The sequence below is a fragment of the Sphingomonas sp. OV641 genome, assembly GCF_900109205.1.
Lineage (GTDB): Bacteria > Pseudomonadota > Alphaproteobacteria > Sphingomonadales > Sphingomonadaceae > Sphingomonas.
On sequence record NZ_FNZB01000001.1, the window covers coordinates 2,220,521 to 2,241,918 of the forward strand.

The window sequence follows — 21,398 nt, forward strand, 5'->3', positions numbered from 1 at the left end:
TAAGGTCCGGATGGTAACCGAAACTGGCCATGGACGGAGCACGCCGGCCCGACCAGGCCGAGCCGGCGTATAGCCTTACTTGGGCGCGTTGGCGCGAGCTTCCTGCCCGTCGCCTTCCGGCGCGGCGATGATGTCGCGCGTGGTCTGGCCCTTGTCGATCACGTTGGTCTGGGGATCGCCCGCGGAGGAGCGGATGCCGTCATCAGCGGACTGTTCGCCCGCCGCCTGAAGCGCGGCGGCCTCACCGGCGCTGCGCGGCGCGCTGCCGAACAGCGCCTCCAGCGTCTGGGCCTGCGCCGCGCTGGCGGATTGCACGCGCGCCGCACCCGGCGTCGGCGGCACCAGCGCGAAATCGGGCGGGATGATCAGCGACGGCTGACGCGCCACCGCAAACTCGTCCGGACGATCGCGGTCGAGCCCGTTGCTCGCGCACCCGGCGAGCAGCACCGCAAGACCTGCGCCCATGACCATCGACTTACGCATTCACATTCTCCGAAGCCATCTTGTCCGGCTTTGCCGCCGGTTTATCGCGGATGAGCAGCGCGCGCACCAGCAGAATGAGCACGCCGATGGTGATCGCCGCATCCGCGACGTTGAAGACGAGGAACGGCCGCCATTCACCGAAGTGAAGATCGGCAAAATCCACGACATAGCCGAAGCGCACGCGGTCAACGATGTTGCCGATGGCGCCGCCCAGCACGAGGCCGAGCGCCAGCCTGTCTGCGCCCTTTTCCTCACGCCACATCCAGAAGGTCACGGCCGCGGCGATCAGGCCCGTCATCGCCACCAACGCCCAGCGTGCCGTTTCGCTTTCCGCGCGCAGCAGGCCCAGGCTGACGCCCATGTTCTGCACGAAGCGCAGATCGAAGAAGGACACGACCTCTCGTGAGGCGCCCAGGAAGTTGATGCCGAGCGGCCCGGTGACGAGCCATTTCGTCAATTGATCGACCAGGAACACCAACGCCGCGACGACGAGGCCGGCCGCGGGAGCGGCGCGCTTCACGCGGCCACCTCTTCGCTCACCACATCGGCGCAGCGGCCGCACAGCGCATTGTCTTCGGCCACTTCGGGCAGCAGGCGCCAGCAGCGGCCGCATTTGTGATAATCGGTTCGCGTCACGGTCACCTCATCGCCCGGCGATACCTTCGCCACGATGAACGCCTCGGCCAGTTGATCCACCGGCAGCGGCGTATCGGTGACGGTCACGTCCGCCTCCAGGCTGGAACGCACAACCTTTTCGCGGCGCAGCGGCTCGATCGCCTCGGTCACCCGCTCGCGGAGGCGGCGGACTTCCAGCCAGCGGGCGCTGACGTCCTCGCCCGCCTCCACCGGCAGTTCGGGCCAGTCGAGGAAATGCACGGAGCTGTCCTCACTTGGGAAGCGCGATTGCCACACTTCCTCCGCCGTGAAGACCAGCACCGGCGCCGCCCAGCGCACCATGGCGTGGAACAGCACGTCCAGCATGGTGCGATACGCCCGCCGCTTCACGTCATCCGACGCGTCGCAATAGAGCGAGTCCTTGCGGATATCGAAGAAGAAGGCGGACAGGTCCTCGTTGGCGAAATCGCTCAGCAGGCGGACGTAGCCGTTGAAGTCGAAGTCTGCGATCGCGCGGCGAAGCTGCTGGTCCAGCGCTTGGACAAGATGGAGCATGTAGCGCTCCAGCTCCGGCCACTCGGCGACCGGCAGCCTCTCCGCCTCATCGAACCCGTCGAGCGCGCCGAGCAGGTAGCGGAAGGTGTTCCTGAGCTTGCGATACTGGTCCGCGACGCCGGCCAGGATCTCCTTGCCGATGCGGTGATCCTCGGTGAAGTCGACCGACAGCGCCCACAGCCTGAGGATGTCCGCGCCATAATCGCGCATCAGATCAAGCGGGTTGATCGTGTTGCCGAGCGACTTGGACATCTTCATGCCCTTGGCGTCCATCGTGAAGCCGTGCGTCAGCACCGTATCATAAGGCGCCCGCCCGCGCGTGCCGCAGCTTTCCAGCAGCGACGACTGGAACCAGCCGCGATGCTGGTCCGAGCCCTCAAGGTAGAGGTCCGCCGGCCAGGACAGTTCCGGCCAGCGCCCGCTTTCCAGCACGAAAGCATGAGTACAGCCCGAATCGAACCACACGTCGAGAATGTCGGTGACCCGCTCATAATCCGCCGGATCGCGTCCCTCGCCAAGGAAGCCGGCCGCCGCCTCGTCAGTCCAGGCATCGACGCCCTTCGCGCGAAAGGCTTCGACGATGCGTGCGTTCACTGCGGGATCGACCAGCAGCTCGCCCGTCGCGCGATGGACGAACAGCGCGATTGGGACGCCCCAGGCGCGCTGACGGCTGATCACCCAGTCGGGCCGCCCTTCGACCATCGCGCCGATGCGATTGCGGCCCTTCTCCGGCACGAAGCGCGTCGCGGCGATCGCCGCCACCGCGCGATTGCGGAGGGTGTCGCCGGCGACACGCCCTTCGACAAGCTCAGGGCGAACGGTGCTTTCTTCCTCGTTCGTGCCGAACGAAGTCGAAGCACGTGTCCCAGCCGCATCGCCCGCAATCGGCTTGTCGACCGCGATGAACCATTGCGGCGTGCAGCGGAAAATCACCTTCGCCTTGGAGCGCCAGGAATGCGGATAGCTGTGCTTGAAATCGTCGCTGGCGGCGACCAGCGCGCCCGCTTCACGCAGGTCGGTGCAGATCGGCCCGTCCGATGCGACGAACTTCTTGTTGATGACGCTGCCCTGCCCGCCGAGCCATGCCCAATCCGGGCGGTACATGCCGCCCGCATCGACGGCGAAGACCGGATCGATGCCGTGCGCCTTGCAGAGGTCGAAATCGTCCTCGCCGTGGTCGGGCGCCATGTGGACGAGGCCGGTGCCGGCATCGGTGGTGACGAAATCGCCCGGCAGGAACGGGCGCGGCTTGGCGAAGAAGCCGCCCAGCGCATGCATCGGGTGGCGCGCGACGGCGCCGGCGAGCTTGTCGCCCGTGAACATCGCGAGCGCGGTAACCGTGCCGGCCGCGTCGCCCACCTTCATGACCACGGGATGGCCGATGCGCGCGCCGAAGCTTTCGATCAGATCACGCGCCACCAGCAGCGTGCGCGGCCCTGCCACCATGTCGTCGAACCGCGCGAGGACGTATTCGACCTCAGGGCCGTAGGCGAGCGCCTGGTTCACCGGGATCGTCCAGGGCGTCGTGGTCCAGATCACCGCATGCGCACCGACCAGCTCCGGCGCGTTCGGCGCCTCGGTGATCTCGAACGCGACGTCGATCTGCGTCGACACGACGTCCTCATATTCCACCTCAGCCTCGGCCAGCGCGGTCTTCTCGACCGGAGACCACATCACCGGCTTGGCGCCGCGATACAGCTGCCCCGTCTCGGCGAACTTCATCAGCTCGGAAACGATCGTCGCCTCTGCAGCGAAGTCCATCGTCAGATAGGGCTTGTCCCAATCGCCGTTGACGCCCAGCCGCTTCAGCTGTTCGCGCTGCGTGTCGACCCATTTCTGGGCATAGGCGCGGCATTCGGCGCGGAACTCCGCCGGCGGCACCTCGTCCTTGTTCAGCTTCTTCTTGCGATATTCTTCCTCGACCTTCCACTCGATCGGCAGGCCGTGGCAATCCCAGCCGGGCACGTACGGCGCGTTCTTGCCCAGCAGCGTTTGGGTGCGCACCACCATGTCCTTCAGGATATGGTTCAGCGCGTGGCCGATATGCATGTCGCCATTGGCATAGGGTGGGCCATCGTGAAGGATGAACTTCTCGCGGTCCGCTCGCTGCTCACGCAAACGCTGGTAGAGGCCCAGTCGATGCCACCGCTCCAGAATCGCGGGTTCCTTCTGCGGCAGGCCCGCCTTCATCGGAAAGTCGGTCTTCGGCAGGAAGACGGTGTCGCGCCAATCCTTCTGATCGGGCTCGCGTGCGGAGGTGGTTTCGTCGGCCATAGAAGCTCGCGCCCTTAGCGCGGGTCGCCGGGCAAAACAAACCACTGTGGCGTCGCGATCTGCAGCCGCGGCGGATCAATCGCCGGCGAGGATCTGTCGTGCGCGGTCGCAATCGGCGGCCATCTGTTCGGTCAACGCTTCGAGCGTGTCGAACTTGGCCTCCGGACGCAGGAACTCCACCAGTGCGACGTCGATCACCTGGCCGTATAGGTCACCGGAGAAATCGAACAGATAAGGTTCGAGCAATTCCTTGGGAGGATCGAAGCTCGGCCGGATGCCAAGGTTCGCGGCACCGCCAAAGACCTGGCCGTCTTCCAGCATCACGCGCACGGCATAGATGCCGTAGGCGGGGCGCAGGTAATTGCCGAGGTCCACATTGGCGGTCGGATAACCGATCTCCCGTCCAAGCTTATCGCCATGCCGCACCTCGCCGCGGATGGTGAAGGGCCGGGTCAGCAGCCGGGCAGCATCGCGCGGGCGACCCTCGCGCAGGGCAGCGCGAATGCGCGTGGACGAGACGGTATCGCCCTCCAGCGTGACCGCGCCGACAGTATCGGTCGAAAAGCCTTGCGCCTCGCCAAGGCTGGCCAGCATCGCAACATCGCCCGAGCGCGCCTTGCCGAAGGTAAAATCGGCGCCAGTGACGACCCCGGCGGCCCCGATCTGCGCCACCAGCTGCTCGGTGACGAACTCTTGCGCGGACAAAGCGGCGAGCGCCGCGTCGAAGGGGAAGACAAGCAGGGCGTCCACGCCCGCCGCGCGCATCAGTTCCGCCCGCTGCTCCAGCGTGGTCAGGCGGAACCATGGGCTGTCGGGCTTGAAGAAGCGCATCGGGTGCGGATCGAAGGTCGCGACCAAAGCCGGGCGCCCCTCAGCTCGCGCCCGCTCGACCGCGCGCCCGACCACCGCCTGGTGGCCGAGGTGAAAGCCATCGAAATTGCCCAGGGCAACGATCCCGCCGCGCAATGCCTGCGGCAGCGCCTCGCCCCTGTTCAGCCGGATGATCCCATGCCGCTCCATGGCAGCGGCGCATAGCGGCGCGCGCGTCAGCGCACCAGTGTCACGAAACTATAGGCCGGACGACCGGCATCGGCAGCATGTTCCTCACGCGCGACCTCGCGCCAGCCGGTGAAAGGGGGAACAATGGTGTCTCCTTCCGGTGCTGCATGGACCTCAGTCAATTCAACGCGATCGGCGCGATCAAGGAACAGCGCGAAGATATCCGCGCCGCCGATCACCGCGGCATCATCGCCCGCGAGCGCCAGCGCTGCCTCGGGATCGTGCGTCACCTCTGCGCCGTCGGCAGACCAGTCGCGATCACGGGTGAGAACGATATGGCGTCGCCCCGGCAACGGCGCGGGGAAGCTCTCGAATGTCTTGCGCCCCATGATCATGGGCCGGCCGATCGTCTGCGCCTTGAAGCGCTTTAGATCGGCCGGAAGGTGCCAGGGCAAGCCGCCGTCGCGGCCGATCACGCCATTGCTGGCGCGGGCAAGATGCAGCGAAACGGTCACTGGCCGTGCGTGCGCTCGGCCGATCCAAGCGCGACCGCACAAGCAGGCGGACTGCCGAACTGCAGCAGCATCGCTGCGAGCGTGGCGGTTGCGATGGTGATCAGATAATCCCGCATGCCAGCCTCCCTTCCGACGACTACGCTTGTAGTCATGGAGGCTGAACCGCGGGTGAACAAGCGGCTCATACCGCCACGGGCGCCTTTATATGGGCCTGCGCGGCATAATCGTGCAGCACGAAATCCTCGAGTTCATAGGCATCGATCGACGGCGGCTTGCGGACGATCTCCAGACGGGGCAGCGGCCCCGGCGTCCGGCCAAGCTGAAGCCGCGCCTGCTCCAGGTGATTGGCGTAGAGGTGGCAATCGCCCCCGGTCCAGATGAACTCGCCCGGCTCCAGCCCGCATTGCTGCGCCAGCATGTGCGTGAGCAAGGCGTAGCTGGCGATGTTGAAGGGCACGCCAAGGAAGATATCGGCCGAGCGCTGATAGAGCTGAAGCGACAGTCGCCCGTTCGCGACATAGGTCTGGAACAGGCAATGGCACGGCGCCAGCGCCATGGCGTGCAGGTCGCCGGGGTTCCACGCGGTCACGATCTGGCGACGGGAGGCGGGATTGGTGCGGATATCCCCGACCAGCCCTTTGATCTGATCGATGTGCCGGCCGTCCGCCGCCACCCAGTCGCGCCACTGCTTTCCATAGACCGGGCCGAGATCGCCCTGCTCGTCCGCCCATTCGTCCCAGATGCTGACCTTGCGATCCTGCAGCCAGCGCACATTGGTGTCGCCGCGCAGAAACCACAGAAGCTCCACGATGATCGAGCGCAGATGCAGCTTCTTCGTGGTCAGCACCGGGAAGCCTTGCGCCAGGTCGAACCGCATCTGGTGACCGAACACGCTGAGCGTCCCGGTGCCCGTGCGATCCATCTGCTGCGCGCCCGAATCGAGCACACGTTCCATGAGATCAAGATATTGCCGCATCGATCGGACGCTACAGCCGGCCCGCGCGACCGCCAAGCCATCGTGACCCGATCCGTTACGGCGCGGATGCCTTGCGCCGCCGATCGGAGGCAACGAACCCGTAACCATGCAGTGTTTCGATCCGGCAATCCGCGGGCATCTGGCCGCGATGGCACGCGCAGTGACCGAATCGATCGCGTTCGTCTTTCTCGACGAGCGCGGGAGCACGCTGGGGCTGCACCACATCCTCTCGAGCAAGGCCTCGTCGGTCGACGTGCCGCTGCGCACCATCGTGGCAGTGGCGATGGCGCATGATTCTCGTGCCATCGTGATGGCGCACAATCACCCGTCCGGAGATGCAGAGCCTTCGCCGGAGGACCTGCGCACCACGCGCCGGGTGGCGGCGGCGCTCGACAGCTTAGGGATACGGCTGGTCGACCATCTCGTGCTGGCCGGCGATTCCGTTGTCAGCTTTCGGGCGCGCGGGCTGCTGTGACTGGTTCATGCCGCAGGGGCGGATAGCTGCCGGCTCCGGTCGGGGCCCGACCGCCCGGAAGGTCGCGAAATATCCGCCGGCAGACGGCATCGGCGTCATCGTCACCAGCTGATAGCCGACAGCCGCGAATTCGCAGCGGAGCAGGGTTGGCGGTGTGCCGTGATTGGCCGTGGAGCGATCCGCATCGACCACCACCACCTGCCCGTTCGGGTGCAGCGCGGGACGCATCCGCCACAGGAACTCATAAGGCTCCTCGATCTCATGATACATGTGCACCATGAAGATACGATCGAAGCTCGCCTCCGGTAGCTTCGGATCGGAAGGCGCCCCCAACTTCACGCTCACGTTATCCAGCCGGCCACGCGCCACGCGTTCGGCGAGAGCATCGCGAACGGCCGGCATCACATCCTGCGCCAGCACGCGCCCTTCCTTGCCGACCTTCTGGGCAAGGCGCATGGTGTAATAGCCCTCGCCGGCGCCGATATCGGCCACCGTCATGCCGGGCTCGATCGCTGCGCGCGCCATCACCGTGCCCGCTTCGTTCAGCCGATCGCGCGCCTCCTCGTTGGACCAGCGCGAGGAAACAATGTTGGCGACCGGGCGATAGGCCTCGGGGAACGGCCCCGGCTCCTGCGGCTCGTCCTTGAGCAGCGGCTCCCCGCCTTCACACGCCGCCCCCAGCAACAGGAGCGCGGCGGCGGTGATGGAGCGCGCGATGGCCCGTCCCCGCCGCGCGCCGGAAGCAGCCGCGCCGCGGATCACCGTCGGCTGCCGTCCGGCACAGAAATGCGATCGAGCGCCGCCCATCCTCAGTCGACATCCTCCACGTCGACCGCTTCGCCGGTCACGCGCTGTGCCAGCGCAGCAGCCATGAAATCGTCGAGGTCGCCATCGAGCACGTCGCCCGGCGAGGTCGAGGTGGTGCCGGTGCGCAGGTCCTTCACCAGCTGGTACGGCTGCAGCACATAGGAACGGATCTGGTGGCCCCAGCCGATATCGGTCTTGGCGGCGTTGATCGTGTTCGCCTCTTCCTCGCGCTTGCGCAGCTCATGCTCGTACAGGCGCGCACGCAGCTGATTGTACGCTTCTGCCTTGTTCTTGTGCTGCGACCGCTGGTTCTGGCACGCCACCACAATCCCGGTGGGCAAGTGGGTGATGCGCACCGCTGAATCGGTCGTGTTGATGTGCTGCCCACCCGCGCCCGACGCACGATAGGTGTCGATGCGCAGCTCGCTGTCGTTGATTTCGATGTCGATCGAATCGTCGATCACCGGATAGACCCACACGCTGGAAAAGCTGGTGTGGCGGCGCGCCGAGCTATCATATGGGCTGATGCGGACGAGACGGTGGACGCCGCTCTCGACCTTGGCATAGCCATAAGCGTTCTCGCCCTTCACCAGCAGGGTGGCAGACTTGATCCCCGCCTGCTCGCCCGAGTGATAGTCGACCAGTTCGACCTTGTAGCCATGCCGCTCGGCCCAGCGCGTGTACATGCGCTGAAGCATCTCGGCCCAGTCCTGGCTTTCGGTACCACCGGCGCCGGCGTTGATCTCGACATAGGTGTCGTTCGCGTCCGCCTCGCCGGACAGCAGCGCCTTCACCTTGTCCTTCTGCGCGCGTTCGGCGAGCTCGGCGAGCGCCTTGGTGCCGTCCGAGGCCATTTCCTCGTCGCCCTCGGCCTCGGCCATCTCGATCAGTTCGGCCGTATCGCTCAGCTCGCGTTCGATGGTGCGCGTGGCGGTGATCGCCTCATCCAGACGGCGGCGCTCGCGCATCACGTCCTGCGCCGCCTTGGGATCGTTCCACAGCGTCGGATCCTCGACCCGCGCATTGAGTTCATCGAGCCGCCGCAGCGCACGATCCCAGTCGAGGCTGCGCCGAAGCAGCGCGAGCGCCTCGTTGATCGTATCCACATGAGCCTGCGCTTCGGCGCGCATCTTCTTTCTCCACTTCTCGCGTCATTTCAGCAACCTGGAGGCACGAAGGGCCGGGGCATCGCTGCCTGGCCGGACGGCTCCAGCCAAGGCTGGCATGACGGTATTTGGCTGGCGGACTTAGGACCAGAACGGCGGCAGGACAATGCCGCCGCCTGCCGATCAATAGATACCGCCTTCGCGCTGCAGGAAGTCGCTGTCGCTCGCCTGCGTCCTGGTGCCTGCGGCCGTGGGGACGGCGCTCGGCTGTGCGGTGGGCCGGCGCGGCGCGCGGCGCGCCTCCGCCTGTGGCTTGAACGCTTCCCAGATCACCGCGGGCTTTGGATCATTGTCGTTCGGGAAGGTGCCGAACACCGGCCGGCCGCTGCCCCGGTCGACCCGAACCATGCGGATGCCGGCAGGCGCGCGGAACGGCAGCGGATCCATGCCCTCATAGGCCTTTGCCGCCCATTGCTTGAAGATCGGCGCGGCCAGCGTGCCGCCCTGCGCGTAACCGCCCAGGTTCACCGGCGAATCATATCCGATGTAGACGCCGGCCACCATTTGCGGCGTGCCGCCGATGAACCATACGTCCTTGGGCCCCGAGTTGGTGCCGGTCTTGCCGAACATTGGCCGGTTCAGATCGCGCAGCACCGTGGCGGTACCACGCTGGATCACGCCCTCCGCGATATGGACCATCTGATAGGCGGACATGGCATCCAGGACCTGGCGCCCACGACGAACTGGGCGGGGCATCGCCTTTCCGTCCCAATCGGGCATGTTGCACCGATCGCAGGCACGCCAGTTTTCCGGCCAGATCACTTGGCCGCGACGGTTCTGGACATAATCGATCAGCGTCGGGGCATGCCAGCGCCCCTGATTGGCCAGCACGCCATAAGCGTTGACCATCTTCATCACCGTCGTCTCACCCGCACCCAGGGCGTAGGAGAGGTAGGGTTCATAATCCCCGATCTCCATCGCCTTCATCAGGCGAACGACATTTGCCATGCCGGTCTGCGCGGCGGCGCGCACCGTCATCAGGTTGCGCGACTGCTCCACGCCCCAGCGCATGGTGTGCGGCCCGGCGCCGCGCGAATTGGCGAAGTTGCGGAAGCACTTCTGCCCGAGGCGCGGCCCCTGGTCGACGCAGAAGGGCCCGTCGACGATGATCGAGGCGGGCGTCATGCCGTGTTCCAGCGCGGCGGCATAGACGATCGGCTTGATGGTCGAGCCCGGCTGGCGCATCGCCTGAGTCGCACGGTTGAACGACTGGAGCGAGGCGTCGAAGCCGCCCTGCATCGCCAGGATGCGGCCGGACTCCGGCTCCTGCACCACGAACCCGCCGGAGATCTTGGGCACGGACCGAAGGGCGAAACGGCTGCCCGATGGCGCGACCGCAATCACATCGCCCGGCTTCAGGCTGTTGAAGGCCGGCGTGCTGCCGCCGCGTACCGGCATCTGCGCGGCCGATTGCGGCAGAACGCCCTGATCGCCGTTCGCAAAGCCGATCTGCGCCTCGCCGCCATCGCGCGAGATTACGATGGCCGCTCGCCAATCAGCATGGTCAAGATTGATGTTGGTGTTGAGCAGCGCGACCTGCCAGCGATCGTCCTCGATCTCGACATGGCGCAGCGGTCCCGCAAAGCCGCGCCCGCGATCGTAACGCAGCAAGCCGTCGCGCAGCGCCTCGGCCGCAGCGGTCTGCACGCGACGATCCAGCGACGTGCGCACCCACAGACCACCGGAATAGACGCTGTTGGCACTGTCCCGCGCGGTTTCGCCGAAGCGATCGATCAGTTCGCGGCGGACCTCCTCGACGAAATAGCCGCCGACGCGCTCGAATTTGGGCACGCGCCGGATGATGGCGCCGATCGGCTGCGTCCGCGCCTCATCCCGCTGGGTCGCGGTGATGAAGCCATTGCGCTCCATCTCCCCAAGTGCCCAGTTCCGCCGCTCCAGCGCGCGATCGGTATCGCGGAACGGATCGTAGTTCGCCGGCCCTTTCGGCAGAATGGCGAGATAGGCCATTTGCGACAGCGCCAGCTCGTCCAGCTCCTTGTCGAAATAGGCATGGCTCGCGGCCTCGACGCCATAGGCATTCCGCCCAAGGAAGATCTGGTTGAGGTAAAGCTCCAGGATCTGCTGCTTGGTCAGCGTATCCTCGATCCGCCAGGCAAGGATCGCCTCCTTGATCTTGCGGGTCGGCGAATAAGCGTTGCCGATCAGCAGGTTCTTGGCGACCTGCTGCGTGATGGTCGAGCCGCCGCGGGCCCGCTGGCCGCTGCCGAGCTTCGACACATAGTCGATGACGGCGCCCGCGAGGCCGGGATAGTCCACGCCGTGATGTTCGAAGAAAGTCTTGTCTTCCGCGGCGAGAAACGCCTGCACCAGTGTCTTGGGATATTCCGCGAAGGACAGTTCGACGCGACGTTCCCGCGCATAGGAATAAACCGGTGCACCATCGATGCCACGCACGTTGGTGGGGAGCGGCGGCTCATAGGTACGCAACTGCTCCACCGACGGCAGATCGCGCGTGATGAAGAACCACCCACCGCCCAGGATGAGGAGGCCGATCGCCGCCAGCACGGCAAGCACCTTTACCCACCAATGGCGCCAAAGCCGCGACAGATGCTCGCCGACGCTGCCGAGGCGCCGTTGCGGCTTCATGGGTTCAGGAGGAGAGGACGCCATACGCGACGCCGGTGTTTAGGGAGCCCCCGTGCGGCTGGCAACATCAAGCCCATGCCGCCACGCCATCATTCGGCGCACCCCGCGGCCCGGCCGGCGACAAGCGCGCCGGCCGCAGTCCGTCGCGGTCTCAACGGGACGCGGTCTGGGCCATGCGGCGGGCGAAGTGAATGTCCACCGCCCGGCGAACGCTTTGCGCGATCCGCTCCCGCCCTTCTTCGCTGTCCAGAAAGGCCGCATCCTCGGCGTTGGAGATATAGCCGGTCTCGAACAAGATCGAGGGCATGTCCGGCGCCTTCAGGACAAGCAGCGATGCCATGCGGTGAAAGTTGCCTTTCACCGGAATGAGCGGCTTTGCCTCGCGGCCAAGCAGCCGAGCGAAGCCGGCGGACGCGTTCATCGTCTCGCGCTGCGTCAGGTCGATCAGGATGGACGAGACATCCTCGCTTTCATCAAGGTTCACGCCGGCGATGATGTCCGCCTTGTTCTCGCGCGCGGCAAGGCGCGCCGCTTCCTTGTCCGAGGCGATGTCGGACAGGGTATAGGCAGTGGCACCCGACGCCTCGACGTTGCCGGCGCTGTCGCAGTGGATGGAGATAAACAGATCCGCGCCAAGCTGGCGCGCCACGCCGAACCGCTCACGGTGAAGGATGTAGCGATCGTCATCGCGAGTGAGCGCCACGCGCACACGCCCCGATTCGAGAAGCTCGTCGCGGATCGCGCGGGCGATCTTCAGCGTCACGTCCTTCTCGCGCAGGCCGGTTTCCGGGTTGATCGCGCCGGGATCGTTACCGCCGTGGCCGGCATCGATCACCACCAGCGGGCGACTTTCATCTCCGCGCACCCGCGGCAGCACGCTCTTGCGTGCCGGCGGAACGGGGATCGACACCTTGTACCTGGGCTTCGCCTTTCCCCATTCGAACGGGAGAAAGCTTAACGGCGATGCGGCGCTGGCCGCTGCGAAACGGCGACCGTCCACCTGGCGCAAGGACAATTCCAGCGTGCGCCCATCATCCTGGAACTCGCCGCGCGACACGATCATCGGCTCCGCCAGATCTAGCACCACGCGCGCGCCATCCGCCCCGCGCCATCCCTGCCGGACGGCGGTGACCGCACCATCGCCGCCGCTCGCACGCCCCGGAGCCGCCCCGTCGATATCGATCGCGATCCGTTGCGGCGCATTCAGGATGAAGCTGGACGCGCCGCGCACCGCTTCATCGAAGCGAATGGTGATCCGCCCCTCCTGCACGTCCACACGCTGCACCGTCGCAGCCCAGCCAGGCGCGCCGAATGTGAGGCCAGCCAATATTGCGAGCAGCATCGACATGCGCCCCGCATGCCGCGCCGGCTGCCCGCTGGTCCAGCGAAAAGCCATGTTACGCCCTACCCTTTTTCCCTGTGGGACTCGGGTTACGCCCCTGCTGGTTCAATCGCAGTTGCGCATTGGGGTTAATAGCACGTTCGGCATGTTTTTGCCGACCGGCCGGCAAGGACGTTCCGGTTGCCCAATAACAAACGACTTGCTAGTCACCATGTTGATCGGATTGCGGGCCGTTGCGCCCGCTCCCGACCCACCGCCCAACCGGCCGATCGAGCCGGCGCGGGCAATCAGGTTGACGTACGCATGCCGCATATTCCCCCACCGCAGTTCCGACCGGCTTTCGCCGGCGGTGCGGGCGCGGGGCTGATCCAGGGCGTAGCGCCCGGACATGCGCAGCGGACGAAGGCATCGTTTATCACCATCCGCTTGTCCGCCCCAGATGGGCCGACAGCGCCTTTTTATCGCGCGACCCCGCCGCCCGGCGGCGCGAGTCGTGCGCGGAGACCTTATAATGACCATGCGCATGCTGATCGACGCACGCCACCGGGAGGAAACCCGCGTGGCCGTCGTCAAAGGAAATCGCATCGAGGAATTTGATTTCGAAAGTGCCGAGCGCAAGCAGCTCAAGGGGAATATCTATCTTGCCAAGGTGACCCGCGTGGAGCCGTCGCTCCAGGCCGCCTTCGTGGACTACGGCGGCAATCGCCACGGCTTCCTCGCCTTCTCGGAAATTCACCCCGATTATTACCAGATCCCCAAGGAGGATCGCGAGGCCCTGCTGCGCGAGGAGGCGGAGCATGCGGCCGAGGAAGCGAAGCTGCGCGCCGAGCAGGAGGCCGCGGAGGATGCCGATTTTGACGGTTCCGACGACGACGCCGACTTCGCGGAGGATGACGGCGACGCGGATGCCGATGCCGCCGACGAGGGCGAAGGCGATGCGGACGGCGATCGCCCCGCCTCGCCCGCATCGGGCATCAACGACGATCAGGTCGAGGCGCTGCGCCAGCGCCGCATGAACCTGCGTCGCCGCTACAAGATCCAGGACGTGATCCGCCGCCGTCAGGTGCTGCTGGTGCAGGTCGTGAAGGAAGAGCGCGGCAACAAGGGCGCGGCGCTGACGACCTATCTGTCGCTCGCCGGCCGTTATTGCGTGCTGATGCCCAACACGTCGCATGGCGGCGGGATCAGCCGCAAGATCAGCAACTCGGCCGATCGCAAGCGCCTGAAGTCGATCATGGCGGAGATGGAACTGCCGCCGTCGATGGGCTGCATCGTGCGCACCGCGGGGCTCAGCCGCACGCGCACCGAGATCAAGCGCGACTTCGATTATCTCGCCCGCCTGTGGGACGGCATTCGCGACAAGACGCTGACCAGTGCGGCACCAGCGCTGATCTATGGCGACAGCGACCTCATCAAGCGCGCAATCCGCGACATCTACAACAAGGATATCGACGAGGTGATCGTCGAGGGTGACGAAGGCTATCGCCAGGCGAAGGACTTCATGCGCCTGCTGATGCCCAGCCACGCCAAGCGCGTGAAGCATTACAGCGACCCGATCCCCTTGTTCCAGCGCAGCCATGTCGAGGACCAGCTCGCCGCAATGTACCACCCGGTGGTGCAGCTGAAGTCGGGCGGCTATCTCGTCATCAACCCGACCGAGGCGTTGGTCTCGATCGACATCAACTCGGGCCGCTCGACGCGCGAGCACAATATCGAGCAGACCGCGACCGCGACCAATCTGGAAGCGGCACAGGAGATCGCCCGTCAGTTGCGCCTGCGTGACATGGCCGGCCTCGTCGTCATCGACTTCATCGACATGGACAACAATTCCAATGTCCGGAAGGTCGAGAAGGCGATGAAGGAAGCGCTGAAGAACGATCGCGCCCGCATCCAGGTCGGCCGCATCTCGTCGTTCGGCCTTATGGAAATGAGCCGCCAGCGCCTGCGCACCGGCGTGCTCGAAGCCTCGACGCGCCCCTGCCCGCATTGCGAGGGTTCGGGCTTCGTCCGCACCGCCTCGTCGTCGGGCCTCAGCGCGCTGCGGCTGATCGAGGATGAGGCCGCGCGCGGCCGCGGCTCGCTGCTGACGCTGCGCTGCAGCCAGGAAGCCGCCTTCTATGTCCTGAACCGCAAGCGCGCCGATATCGCCGAGATCGAGGACCGCTATGGCGTGACGGTCGAGATCCTGCCGGACGGCGAGCAGGAAGGCGCGCGCATGTCGGTCGAGGCCTCCGGTCCGCCGCCGGCCTATGCGCCCAAGTTTGCTCCGCCGCTCGAGGAAATCGAGGAGGACTTCCCCGAGGAGATCGAGGAGGAGGAAGAGGAGGAAGCCGCCGACGAGGAAGCGCCCCGCGCCGAAGAGTCGCGTGGAGACGACGGCCGTGAGGGCGGTCGCAAGCGGCGGCGCCGTCGTGGTCGGCGGGGTCGCGCCAATGGCGAGGCAGGCGCCACGCCGGCCTCTAACGCTGACGTCAGCGAAGAGGACGAAGGCGAGGGCGAGGACGAGGTCGTTGAAACGGTCAACGCCGACGAAGACGCGGCTGGCACTTCCGAGCAGGACGATGCCGAGGCGACCGCGGAAGGCGAAGGCGGTCGCCGCCGTCGCAATCGTCGTGGCCGCCGTCGGCGCCGCGAGAATGGCGCGGAGGGTGAGGCCAAGGGCGGCGAGGCCGATCTGACGGCCGATGCGCAGCCGACGGCACCAGAGGCCGCGCCGGTCGTGGCAGAGGCGCCAGCGGTCGAGGTCGCTGCACCGGAGGTCAGCACCGCCGAGGCACCGGCCGAAGCAGCGCCCGAAGCGGAACAGCCGGCACCCAAGACGCGTCGTCGTCCGCGCGCCAAGAAGGTGACGGAAGAAGCGCCAGCAGCAGCCGCTGCTCCGGAGGCAGTTCCCGCCGAGGCCGCGCCTGCGCCGATCGCGACGCCAGGAATCGATGCGATCGCTCCCGCCACGGAGGAGGGCGCACCGGCCAAGCCGAAGCGCACCCGTCGCAAGAAGACGGATGCGCCGGCAGCGGAGGCCGCTGCCGAGGCAGCAGCGCCGGCCGCGGCCGCGGAAGCCCCTGCGAAGCCGAAGCGCACGCGTCGCAAGAAGGCGGACGCGCCGGCAGCAGCCGAGCCCGAAGCACCGGCCGTGGCCGAAACCAGCGCGACAACCAGCGACGCTGCGCCCGCGCAGAGCGCGGCAGCGGATGAAGCCGGCGAACCCTCCACCGGCGACGCTGCCGAGGAATCCGCCGCAACGCCGCGTCGCGGCTGGTGGCAGCGCACGTTCGGTGCGTGATCGGCGGATCGTGACGGCAAGCAAGTGAGCGACATGCGCCGGGCTTCAGCGATGGTTAAGCCGCCATCATGCTGGGTCCGGCGCATGCACGTCGCTTGCCGAACGATCCCGCTGCGGCCAAGCCCGTGATCGGTCGCTCCGCCACACTTCGCCTGCTGGCCACTGCGGCGCTGGCCAGCGTCTCCATCCCGCAGGCGGCGAATGCGCAGTCAATCCTGCGCGACGCCGAGACCGAAGCGCTGCTGGCCGACATGACCGCGCCGCTCATCACCGCGGCGGGGCTGCGGCCGAGCGACGTGAGGGTCGTTCTCGTCAACGACGATTCGATCAACGCCTTCGTCGCCGGCGGCCAGATCGTTTATGTGCATTCCGGCACGATCCAGGCGGCCAAGACGGCCAATGAAGTGCAGGGCGTGATCGCGCACGAGCTTGGCCACATTACCGGCGGCCACGTGTCGCTTGCCGGCCGCGGCGCTCAGGAGGCGACCGGAATTTCCATTCTCTCCATGGTGCTTGGGCTGGCCGCGATGGCGGCAGGCGCGGGCGAAGCGGGCGCCGGGGTCCTTGCCGCCGGGCAGCAGGCGGCCATGCACAAATATCTCGCCTTTTCGCGCCAGCAGGAGGCGTCGACCGACGCGGCCGGCGCGAAATACCTCAACGCCGCCGGGATCAGCGGCAAGGGATATCTCAACTTCTTCAAGACCATGCAGCAGATGGAATATCGCTACGGCATCACTCGCCAGGTCGAGTATATGCTCAGCCATCCCGTCTCGTCCGAGCGCGTCGCGGCCGTGTCGGAGACGCTGCAGGCCTCACCTGCCTGGAACAAGCCGCTCAATCAGGATTGGGAAGAACGGTTCAAGCGGGTTCAGGCGAAACTGGACGGATATCTGCTTCCACCCGCACAGGCGCTTCAGAAATATCCGGAAGGCACGCAGACCATCTATGCGCATTATGCGCGCGCTTACGCCTATCACCGCAGTGGATATCCGCAGAAGGCCGAAGCGGAGGCCGATGCCTTGGTCGCCAGCAAGCCGAAGGATCCCTATTTCCTCGAGATCAAGGGCCAGATCCTGCTGGAGGCAGGAAAGCCGCAGGAGGCCCTCGGCCCGCTGCGTGCGGCCACCGATGGTTCCCGCAACAGCCCTTTGATCGCCACCACTTTCGGCCATGCGCTGATCGCGACGGAGGACAAGGCGCATTATGACGAGGCCAAGCGCGTCCTGCGCACCGCCGTCGCGCGTGACGATCAGAATCCATTCGCCTGGTATCAGCTGGGCACCGTCTACGAGCGCACCGGCGATCCGGCGCGCGCCGCACTCGCCACGGCGGAACGCGCCAGCATGACGGGCGATCACCGCACCGCCGCGGTAAGCGCACGTTACGCCATGGCCGGCATTCCACAGAACACGCCGGACTGGATCCGGGCACAGGATATCGCGATGACATCAGGCCATTCCCTCGAAGACGACAAGCGCAAGCGGAAATGAACCGCCTGACCATTTTGCTGGTCGTGCTGCTGGGCGCGACCTTTGGCGCCGGCGGCATGTGGCTTGCCGAGCGTGCCGCTCCCGGATCCGCCGTCGCAGACAAGGCCGGGATCGAACGGGTGGTGCACGATTATCTGCTCGCCAATCCGGAAGTGATCCCGCAAGCGATGCAGAAGCTGCAGGAGCGCGAGAGCGGGCGCGCGGTTGCGGCCAGCCGATCCCGCATCGAGACGCCTTACCCCGGCGCGATGATGGGTAATCCCAACGGCGATGTCACGCTGGTGGAATTTTTCGATTATAATTGCGGCTATTGCCGCGCCAGCCTGCCAACCATCGAGCGGCTGGTAAAAAGCGATCCGAAATTGCGCGTGGTGTTCCGGGAGTTGCCGATCCTGGCGGAGGAAAGCCGTGATGCGGCGCGCGCGTCGCTTGCCGCAGCGGCGCAGGGTCGGTTCGCTGCCTTTCACCAGGCCTTGTACGAGGCAGGCCCGGTCAGCGCGCAATCGATCGCTGCCGCCGCCCGTGGCACGGGCGTAAACCTCACCAAGATCCCCGATGACGTTGATACGGAAATCGCCGGCAATCTTGGGCTGGCGGCGAAGCTCGGCATCAGCGGCACGCCAGCGTGGGTGGTCGGCGACAAGGTCCTGTCCGGCGCACTGCCATTCGATCGTTTGCAGGAGGCGATTGCCGAAGTGCGGACGGGGCAGGACTGATCCGGCGAGCGAGAAAAGCGTACGGGCGATGGAGTCGTAAGCGGTTCAAGCGTGTCGCAGGCGCCATGGGCGGTGCGACCTTTCCGCCCACAGCGGCGTTCCCCCTTGCGGACGTTCCCCAACGCCGCAGGTAATCGTGCTCCATTCTCTTCGTCGCTTTCTCCTCATTCTGCTGCTTGCCACGCTGACCGCCTCGCCTGCGGTCGCCCAGGATGCTTCCTCCAACACGGCCGCGCCAGCGGTACCGGCAGACCCGTTCGGTCGCGAAACGCCGCGGTCCGCGGTCACTGGCCTGATCGAAGCACTAGCGAAGCGCGACTATGATCGCGCCGCCAATTACTTCGACCTGCCCGTGCAGCAGGATCAACGTGTGCTCGGCGGTGCGACCGAGCTCGCCCGGCGCTTGCAGGGGCTGCTGGACAGCGGCGGATCGCTGATCCCGTTTGCCGGACTGGCCAATGAAGCCGGTGGCCGCATCGACGATGACCTGCCGTTCGACCGTGAACTGATCGGTGATCTTGGAGTCGGGGAAGGCGACGCCCCGATCCTGATGACACAGGGGGAAGTCGACGGCCGCCGCGTGTGGCGCATCTCGCACGACACCATCCGGCGGCTAATGGCGGTGCCGGCCACCACCGCCGCCACGAGCGCGCCAGCTGCCGAGATCACCGGGGTCAACGTCGGCGGCGCGCCGGTGGAGGATTGGGGGTTGCTGATCGGCGCCGCGATCCTGAGCTTCGTTGTGCTGCGCCTGCTGTCGACCGCCGTACTCGCCGTGATGCGACGGAGTATCTCGGACCCCGACGCCAACGGCTTTTACCGCTTCTTCCATGCCGCATTGCCGCCGTTCAGCCTCTTCTTGGCGGTAATCGCCTTTTACGGCTGGGCGGAGAAGGTGGAGGTCGCGATCGTCGCGCGGCAGACGCTGCTGCGCTATGCCGGCGGGGTCGCAGCGATCGCGCTTGTCTGGTTCGGCCTCAGATTGGTGGACGCGATCGCGGACGTCGCGATCGCCCGTGCGCATCGTGGGTCGCGACGCCAGGCAGTGTCGGTCGTCAGCCTGCTGCGCCGTGCGGCCAAGATCCTGCTGCTGGTGTTCAGCGTCGTGGCCGTGCTCGACACGTTTGGGATTGACGTGACGACGGGGATTGCCGCGCTCGGCATCGGCGGTATCGCGCTGGCGCTCGGCGCGCAGAAGACGGTCGAAAACCTGGTCGGCAGCGTCACCGTCATTGCCGATCGTCCGGTGCAGGTGGGTGATTTCTGCCGCGTGGGCGATGTGGTTGGCACGGTGGAGGATGTCGGCATCCGATCCACCCGCATCCGCACCAATGACCGCACGGTTGTCACCATTCCCAATGGCGACTTTTCCTCGCGCCAGATCGAGAATTTCGCGAAGCGCGACCGCTTCCTCTTCGCGCCGACGATCGGCATCGAATATAGCAACGCTGCCGACAAGGTGCGCGAGGCCGTCGCCATCATCGAAAAGGTACTGCAAAGCCATGACAAGGTGCTGCAGGATGGTCCGCGCGCACGCTTCACCGCCTTCGGTGAAAGCTCGCTGGATATCGAGGTCTTCTCCTACATCAATGTCAGCGACTTCGGCGAAAGCACGGTGGTCCGCCAGGAATTGCTGTTGTCGATCTATGAGGGGCTGACCGCCGCCGGGATCGGCATCGCCTTTCCCACTCGCACCGTCTTCCTGGCCAGTGTCGATGCGCCTGAGGCATCCTCAGGCCCGGTTGATCGTTCATGAGCGGCCTCTACCCCCGACAACACTCCCAACAAGGGCTCGACCTGATGGAAGCAGCGGACGTCTTCACCACGCTGGAGATCGAACTCAAACCCGATCCCTCGCGCACCGTGATCCGCCCGTTCAGCTTCGCCTATCCCGAACCGTTCGGCAACGATCGGCCCAAACGGATGCAGCAGGTCGCCGACCGGCTGTTGTCGCTCGACAAGCCCATGCGCCAGCGGATGCGCAACCTAATCGAAAAGCCGATGCATGAGCGCCATCGCAATGCTGACGCGACGTTCCTGCGCCGTTTCGACGATGTTGCCGGCGACCTCCAATTGCCGGGACAACTGGACGAGACGGACCGGCTGCTGATCGGCGCCTATTTCAGCCAGGAATATGCGTTCGAATCCGCGGCCTTGTTCAACCCCAGCATCATCCGTCTGCCCGACGCCGACATAGAGGATGACGAACTGCCCTTCCTCCTCTCGCTGCGCGGGATCGGGGAAGGACATATCTCGTCCGTCACCTTCCGCACTGGCCGGTGGAATGGCGGCAACACGATCGTCGTCGATGCAGCCAGCGAGCACGGCATGCCGCCGCGGCTCGACAAGGAACTGGACGGCTGGATGCGTTTGCTCTGCACCGACAGCGCGGACGTATCGGAAACCGTGCTGTTCCCCGTGCTGCCCAGCCAGCGATCCGGGATCGAGGACCTGAGGCTGGTCAACTTCACCGACGACGACGGCACGCAGAGCGTGATCGGCACTTATACGGCGTTCGACGGCATGACCGCGCGTGCCGAGCTACTGCGCGGCATAGACATGCGCACGGTGGAGATGCGCCCGCTGACCGGCAAGATGGCCGGGTACAAGGGCATGGCGCTCTTTCCGCGGCGGATTGACGGGCAGTTCGTGATGCTCGGGCGGCAGGACAACGAGAATATCTGGCTGCTGCGGTCTGACAGGCTGGAGCAATGGGACAGCGGCGAGCGGATCATGGGGCCGAAATATCCTTGGGAATTCGTTCAGATGGGCAATTGCGGCTCACCGATCGAAATCGACGAAGGATGGCTCGTCTTCACCCACGGCGTAGGCCTGGTGCGAGGCTATTGTGTGGGGGCCTGCCTGCTGGACAAGGCCGATCCCTGCAAGGTGCTGGCCCGAACTCCCTCCCCGCTCCTGTTCCCCAGCGCGGAGCAGCGCGGCGGCTATGTTCCCAATGTCACCTACAGCTGCGGTGCGCTGCTCCATCATCGGCGCATCCTGCTGCCTTATGCCATCGGAGACGAATTTAGCGCCTTCGCGGTCGGCAGTGTCGATGACCTGCTTTCGGTGATGGCGCCCGCCTAAGCGGCGCG

Annotated in this window: 17 protein-coding genes; 6 read left to right on the forward strand and 11 right to left on the reverse strand. The window is 66.0% G+C overall.

The annotated features are described in order from the left end of the window. Positions 1 to 75 precede the first annotated feature (75 nt). The 6 genes from BMX36_RS10590 to BMX36_RS10615 all read right to left on the reverse strand — a co-directional run bounded on the left by BMX36_RS10590 (position 76) and on the right by BMX36_RS10615 (position 6,417). Positions 76 to 483 (reverse strand): DUF3035 domain-containing protein, encoded by a 408-nt coding sequence (locus tag BMX36_RS10590; RefSeq protein WP_093064971.1) that lies wholly within the window; start codon positions 481 to 483, stop codon positions 76 to 78. Beyond that, positions 476 to 1,003, reverse strand: a complete 528-nt coding sequence (lspA, locus tag BMX36_RS10595; protein ID WP_066780630.1) for a signal peptidase II — start codon at positions 1,001 to 1,003, stop codon at positions 476 to 478. Before lspA ends, BMX36_RS10590 begins: the two co-directional genes overlap by 8 nt. After that, the gene (gene ileS, locus BMX36_RS10600; protein WP_093064975.1) at positions 1,000 to 3,927 is read right to left on the reverse strand and encodes an isoleucine--tRNA ligase; all 2,928 of its coding nucleotides are present in this window, start codon (positions 3,925 to 3,927) and stop codon (positions 1,000 to 1,002) included. The genes lspA and ileS overlap by 4 nt, the downstream gene beginning before the upstream one ends. A 75-nt stretch (positions 3,928 to 4,002) precedes the next feature. Then, entirely contained in the window at positions 4,003 to 4,932 is a 930-nt protein-coding gene (locus BMX36_RS10605) for a bifunctional riboflavin kinase/FAD synthetase (RefSeq protein ID WP_177179113.1), read from the reverse strand. Between the two features lie 41 nt (positions 4,933 to 4,973). After that, positions 4,974 to 5,441 carry a dihydrofolate reductase gene (locus BMX36_RS10610; RefSeq protein WP_066780634.1) on the reverse strand — a complete coding sequence of 156 codons (468 nt, stop codon included), beginning with the start codon at positions 5,439 to 5,441 and terminating at the stop codon, positions 4,974 to 4,976. Positions 5,442 to 5,622: 181 nt separating this feature from the next. After that, positions 5,623 to 6,417: a thymidylate synthase gene (locus tag BMX36_RS10615; RefSeq protein WP_093064979.1), complete on the reverse strand. Its 795-nt coding sequence runs from the start codon at positions 6,415 to 6,417 to the stop codon at positions 5,623 to 5,625. 106 nt (positions 6,418 to 6,523) lie between these two features. Here BMX36_RS10615 and BMX36_RS10620 point away from each other — a divergent pair, with 106 nt between their 5' ends. After that, positions 6,524 to 6,892, forward strand: coding sequence for a JAB domain-containing protein (locus BMX36_RS10620; protein ID WP_082746325.1), 369 nt, complete (start codon positions 6,524 to 6,526; stop codon positions 6,890 to 6,892). Here BMX36_RS10620 and BMX36_RS10625 read toward each other — a convergent pair. From BMX36_RS10625 to BMX36_RS21320, 5 genes are all read right to left on the reverse strand, one after another. Next, a complete protein-coding gene (locus tag BMX36_RS10625; RefSeq protein ID WP_371262854.1) occupies positions 6,815 to 7,654 on the reverse strand; it encodes a class I SAM-dependent methyltransferase in 840 nt (279 codons plus the stop codon). The genes BMX36_RS10620 and BMX36_RS10625 overlap by 78 nt on opposite strands. Positions 7,655 to 7,701: 47 nt before the next feature. Continuing rightward, positions 7,702 to 8,829: a peptide chain release factor 2 gene (prfB, locus tag BMX36_RS10630; protein WP_093064983.1), complete on the reverse strand. Its 1,128-nt coding sequence runs from the start codon at positions 8,827 to 8,829 to the stop codon at positions 7,702 to 7,704. A gap of 159 nt (positions 8,830 to 8,988) precedes the next feature. Next, a complete protein-coding gene (locus BMX36_RS10635; RefSeq protein ID WP_256210727.1) occupies positions 8,989 to 11,472 on the reverse strand; it encodes a penicillin-binding protein 1A in 2,484 nt (827 codons plus the stop codon). 151 nt (positions 11,473 to 11,623) lie between these two features. Then, positions 11,624 to 12,868, reverse strand: coding sequence for an N-acetylmuramoyl-L-alanine amidase (locus BMX36_RS10640; protein WP_066781356.1), 1,245 nt, complete (start codon positions 12,866 to 12,868; stop codon positions 11,624 to 11,626). Positions 12,869 to 12,919: 51 nt separating this feature from the next. Further along, positions 12,920 to 13,204: a hypothetical protein gene (locus BMX36_RS21320; protein ID WP_143058545.1), complete on the reverse strand. Its 285-nt coding sequence runs from the start codon at positions 13,202 to 13,204 to the stop codon at positions 12,920 to 12,922. Between the two features lie 121 nt (positions 13,205 to 13,325). Here BMX36_RS21320 and BMX36_RS10645 point away from each other — a divergent pair, with 121 nt between their 5' ends. From BMX36_RS10645 to BMX36_RS10665, 5 genes are all read left to right on the forward strand, one after another. Next, complete coding sequence (locus BMX36_RS10645) at positions 13,326 to 16,097, forward strand: Rne/Rng family ribonuclease (RefSeq protein WP_256210728.1); 2,772 nt, start codon at positions 13,326 to 13,328, stop codon at positions 16,095 to 16,097. 68 nt (positions 16,098 to 16,165) lie between these two features. Next, on the forward strand, positions 16,166 to 17,587 hold the full coding sequence (locus BMX36_RS10650) for a M48 family metalloprotease (protein WP_093064986.1): 1,422 nt from the start codon (positions 16,166 to 16,168) through the stop codon (positions 17,585 to 17,587). After that, positions 17,584 to 18,303: a DsbA family protein gene (locus BMX36_RS10655; protein ID WP_093064988.1), complete on the forward strand. Its 720-nt coding sequence runs from the start codon at positions 17,584 to 17,586 to the stop codon at positions 18,301 to 18,303. The genes BMX36_RS10650 and BMX36_RS10655 overlap by 4 nt, the downstream gene beginning before the upstream one ends. Positions 18,304 to 18,439: 136 nt before the next feature. Beyond that, positions 18,440 to 20,059 (forward strand): mechanosensitive ion channel family protein, encoded by a 1,620-nt coding sequence (locus BMX36_RS10660; RefSeq protein WP_256210729.1) that lies wholly within the window; start codon positions 18,440 to 18,442, stop codon positions 20,057 to 20,059. 44 nt (positions 20,060 to 20,103) lie between these two features. Beyond that, positions 20,104 to 21,390, forward strand: coding sequence for a glycoside hydrolase family 130 protein (locus tag BMX36_RS10665; RefSeq protein WP_093065503.1), 1,287 nt, complete (start codon positions 20,104 to 20,106; stop codon positions 21,388 to 21,390). Positions 21,391 to 21,398 lie beyond the last annotated feature (8 nt).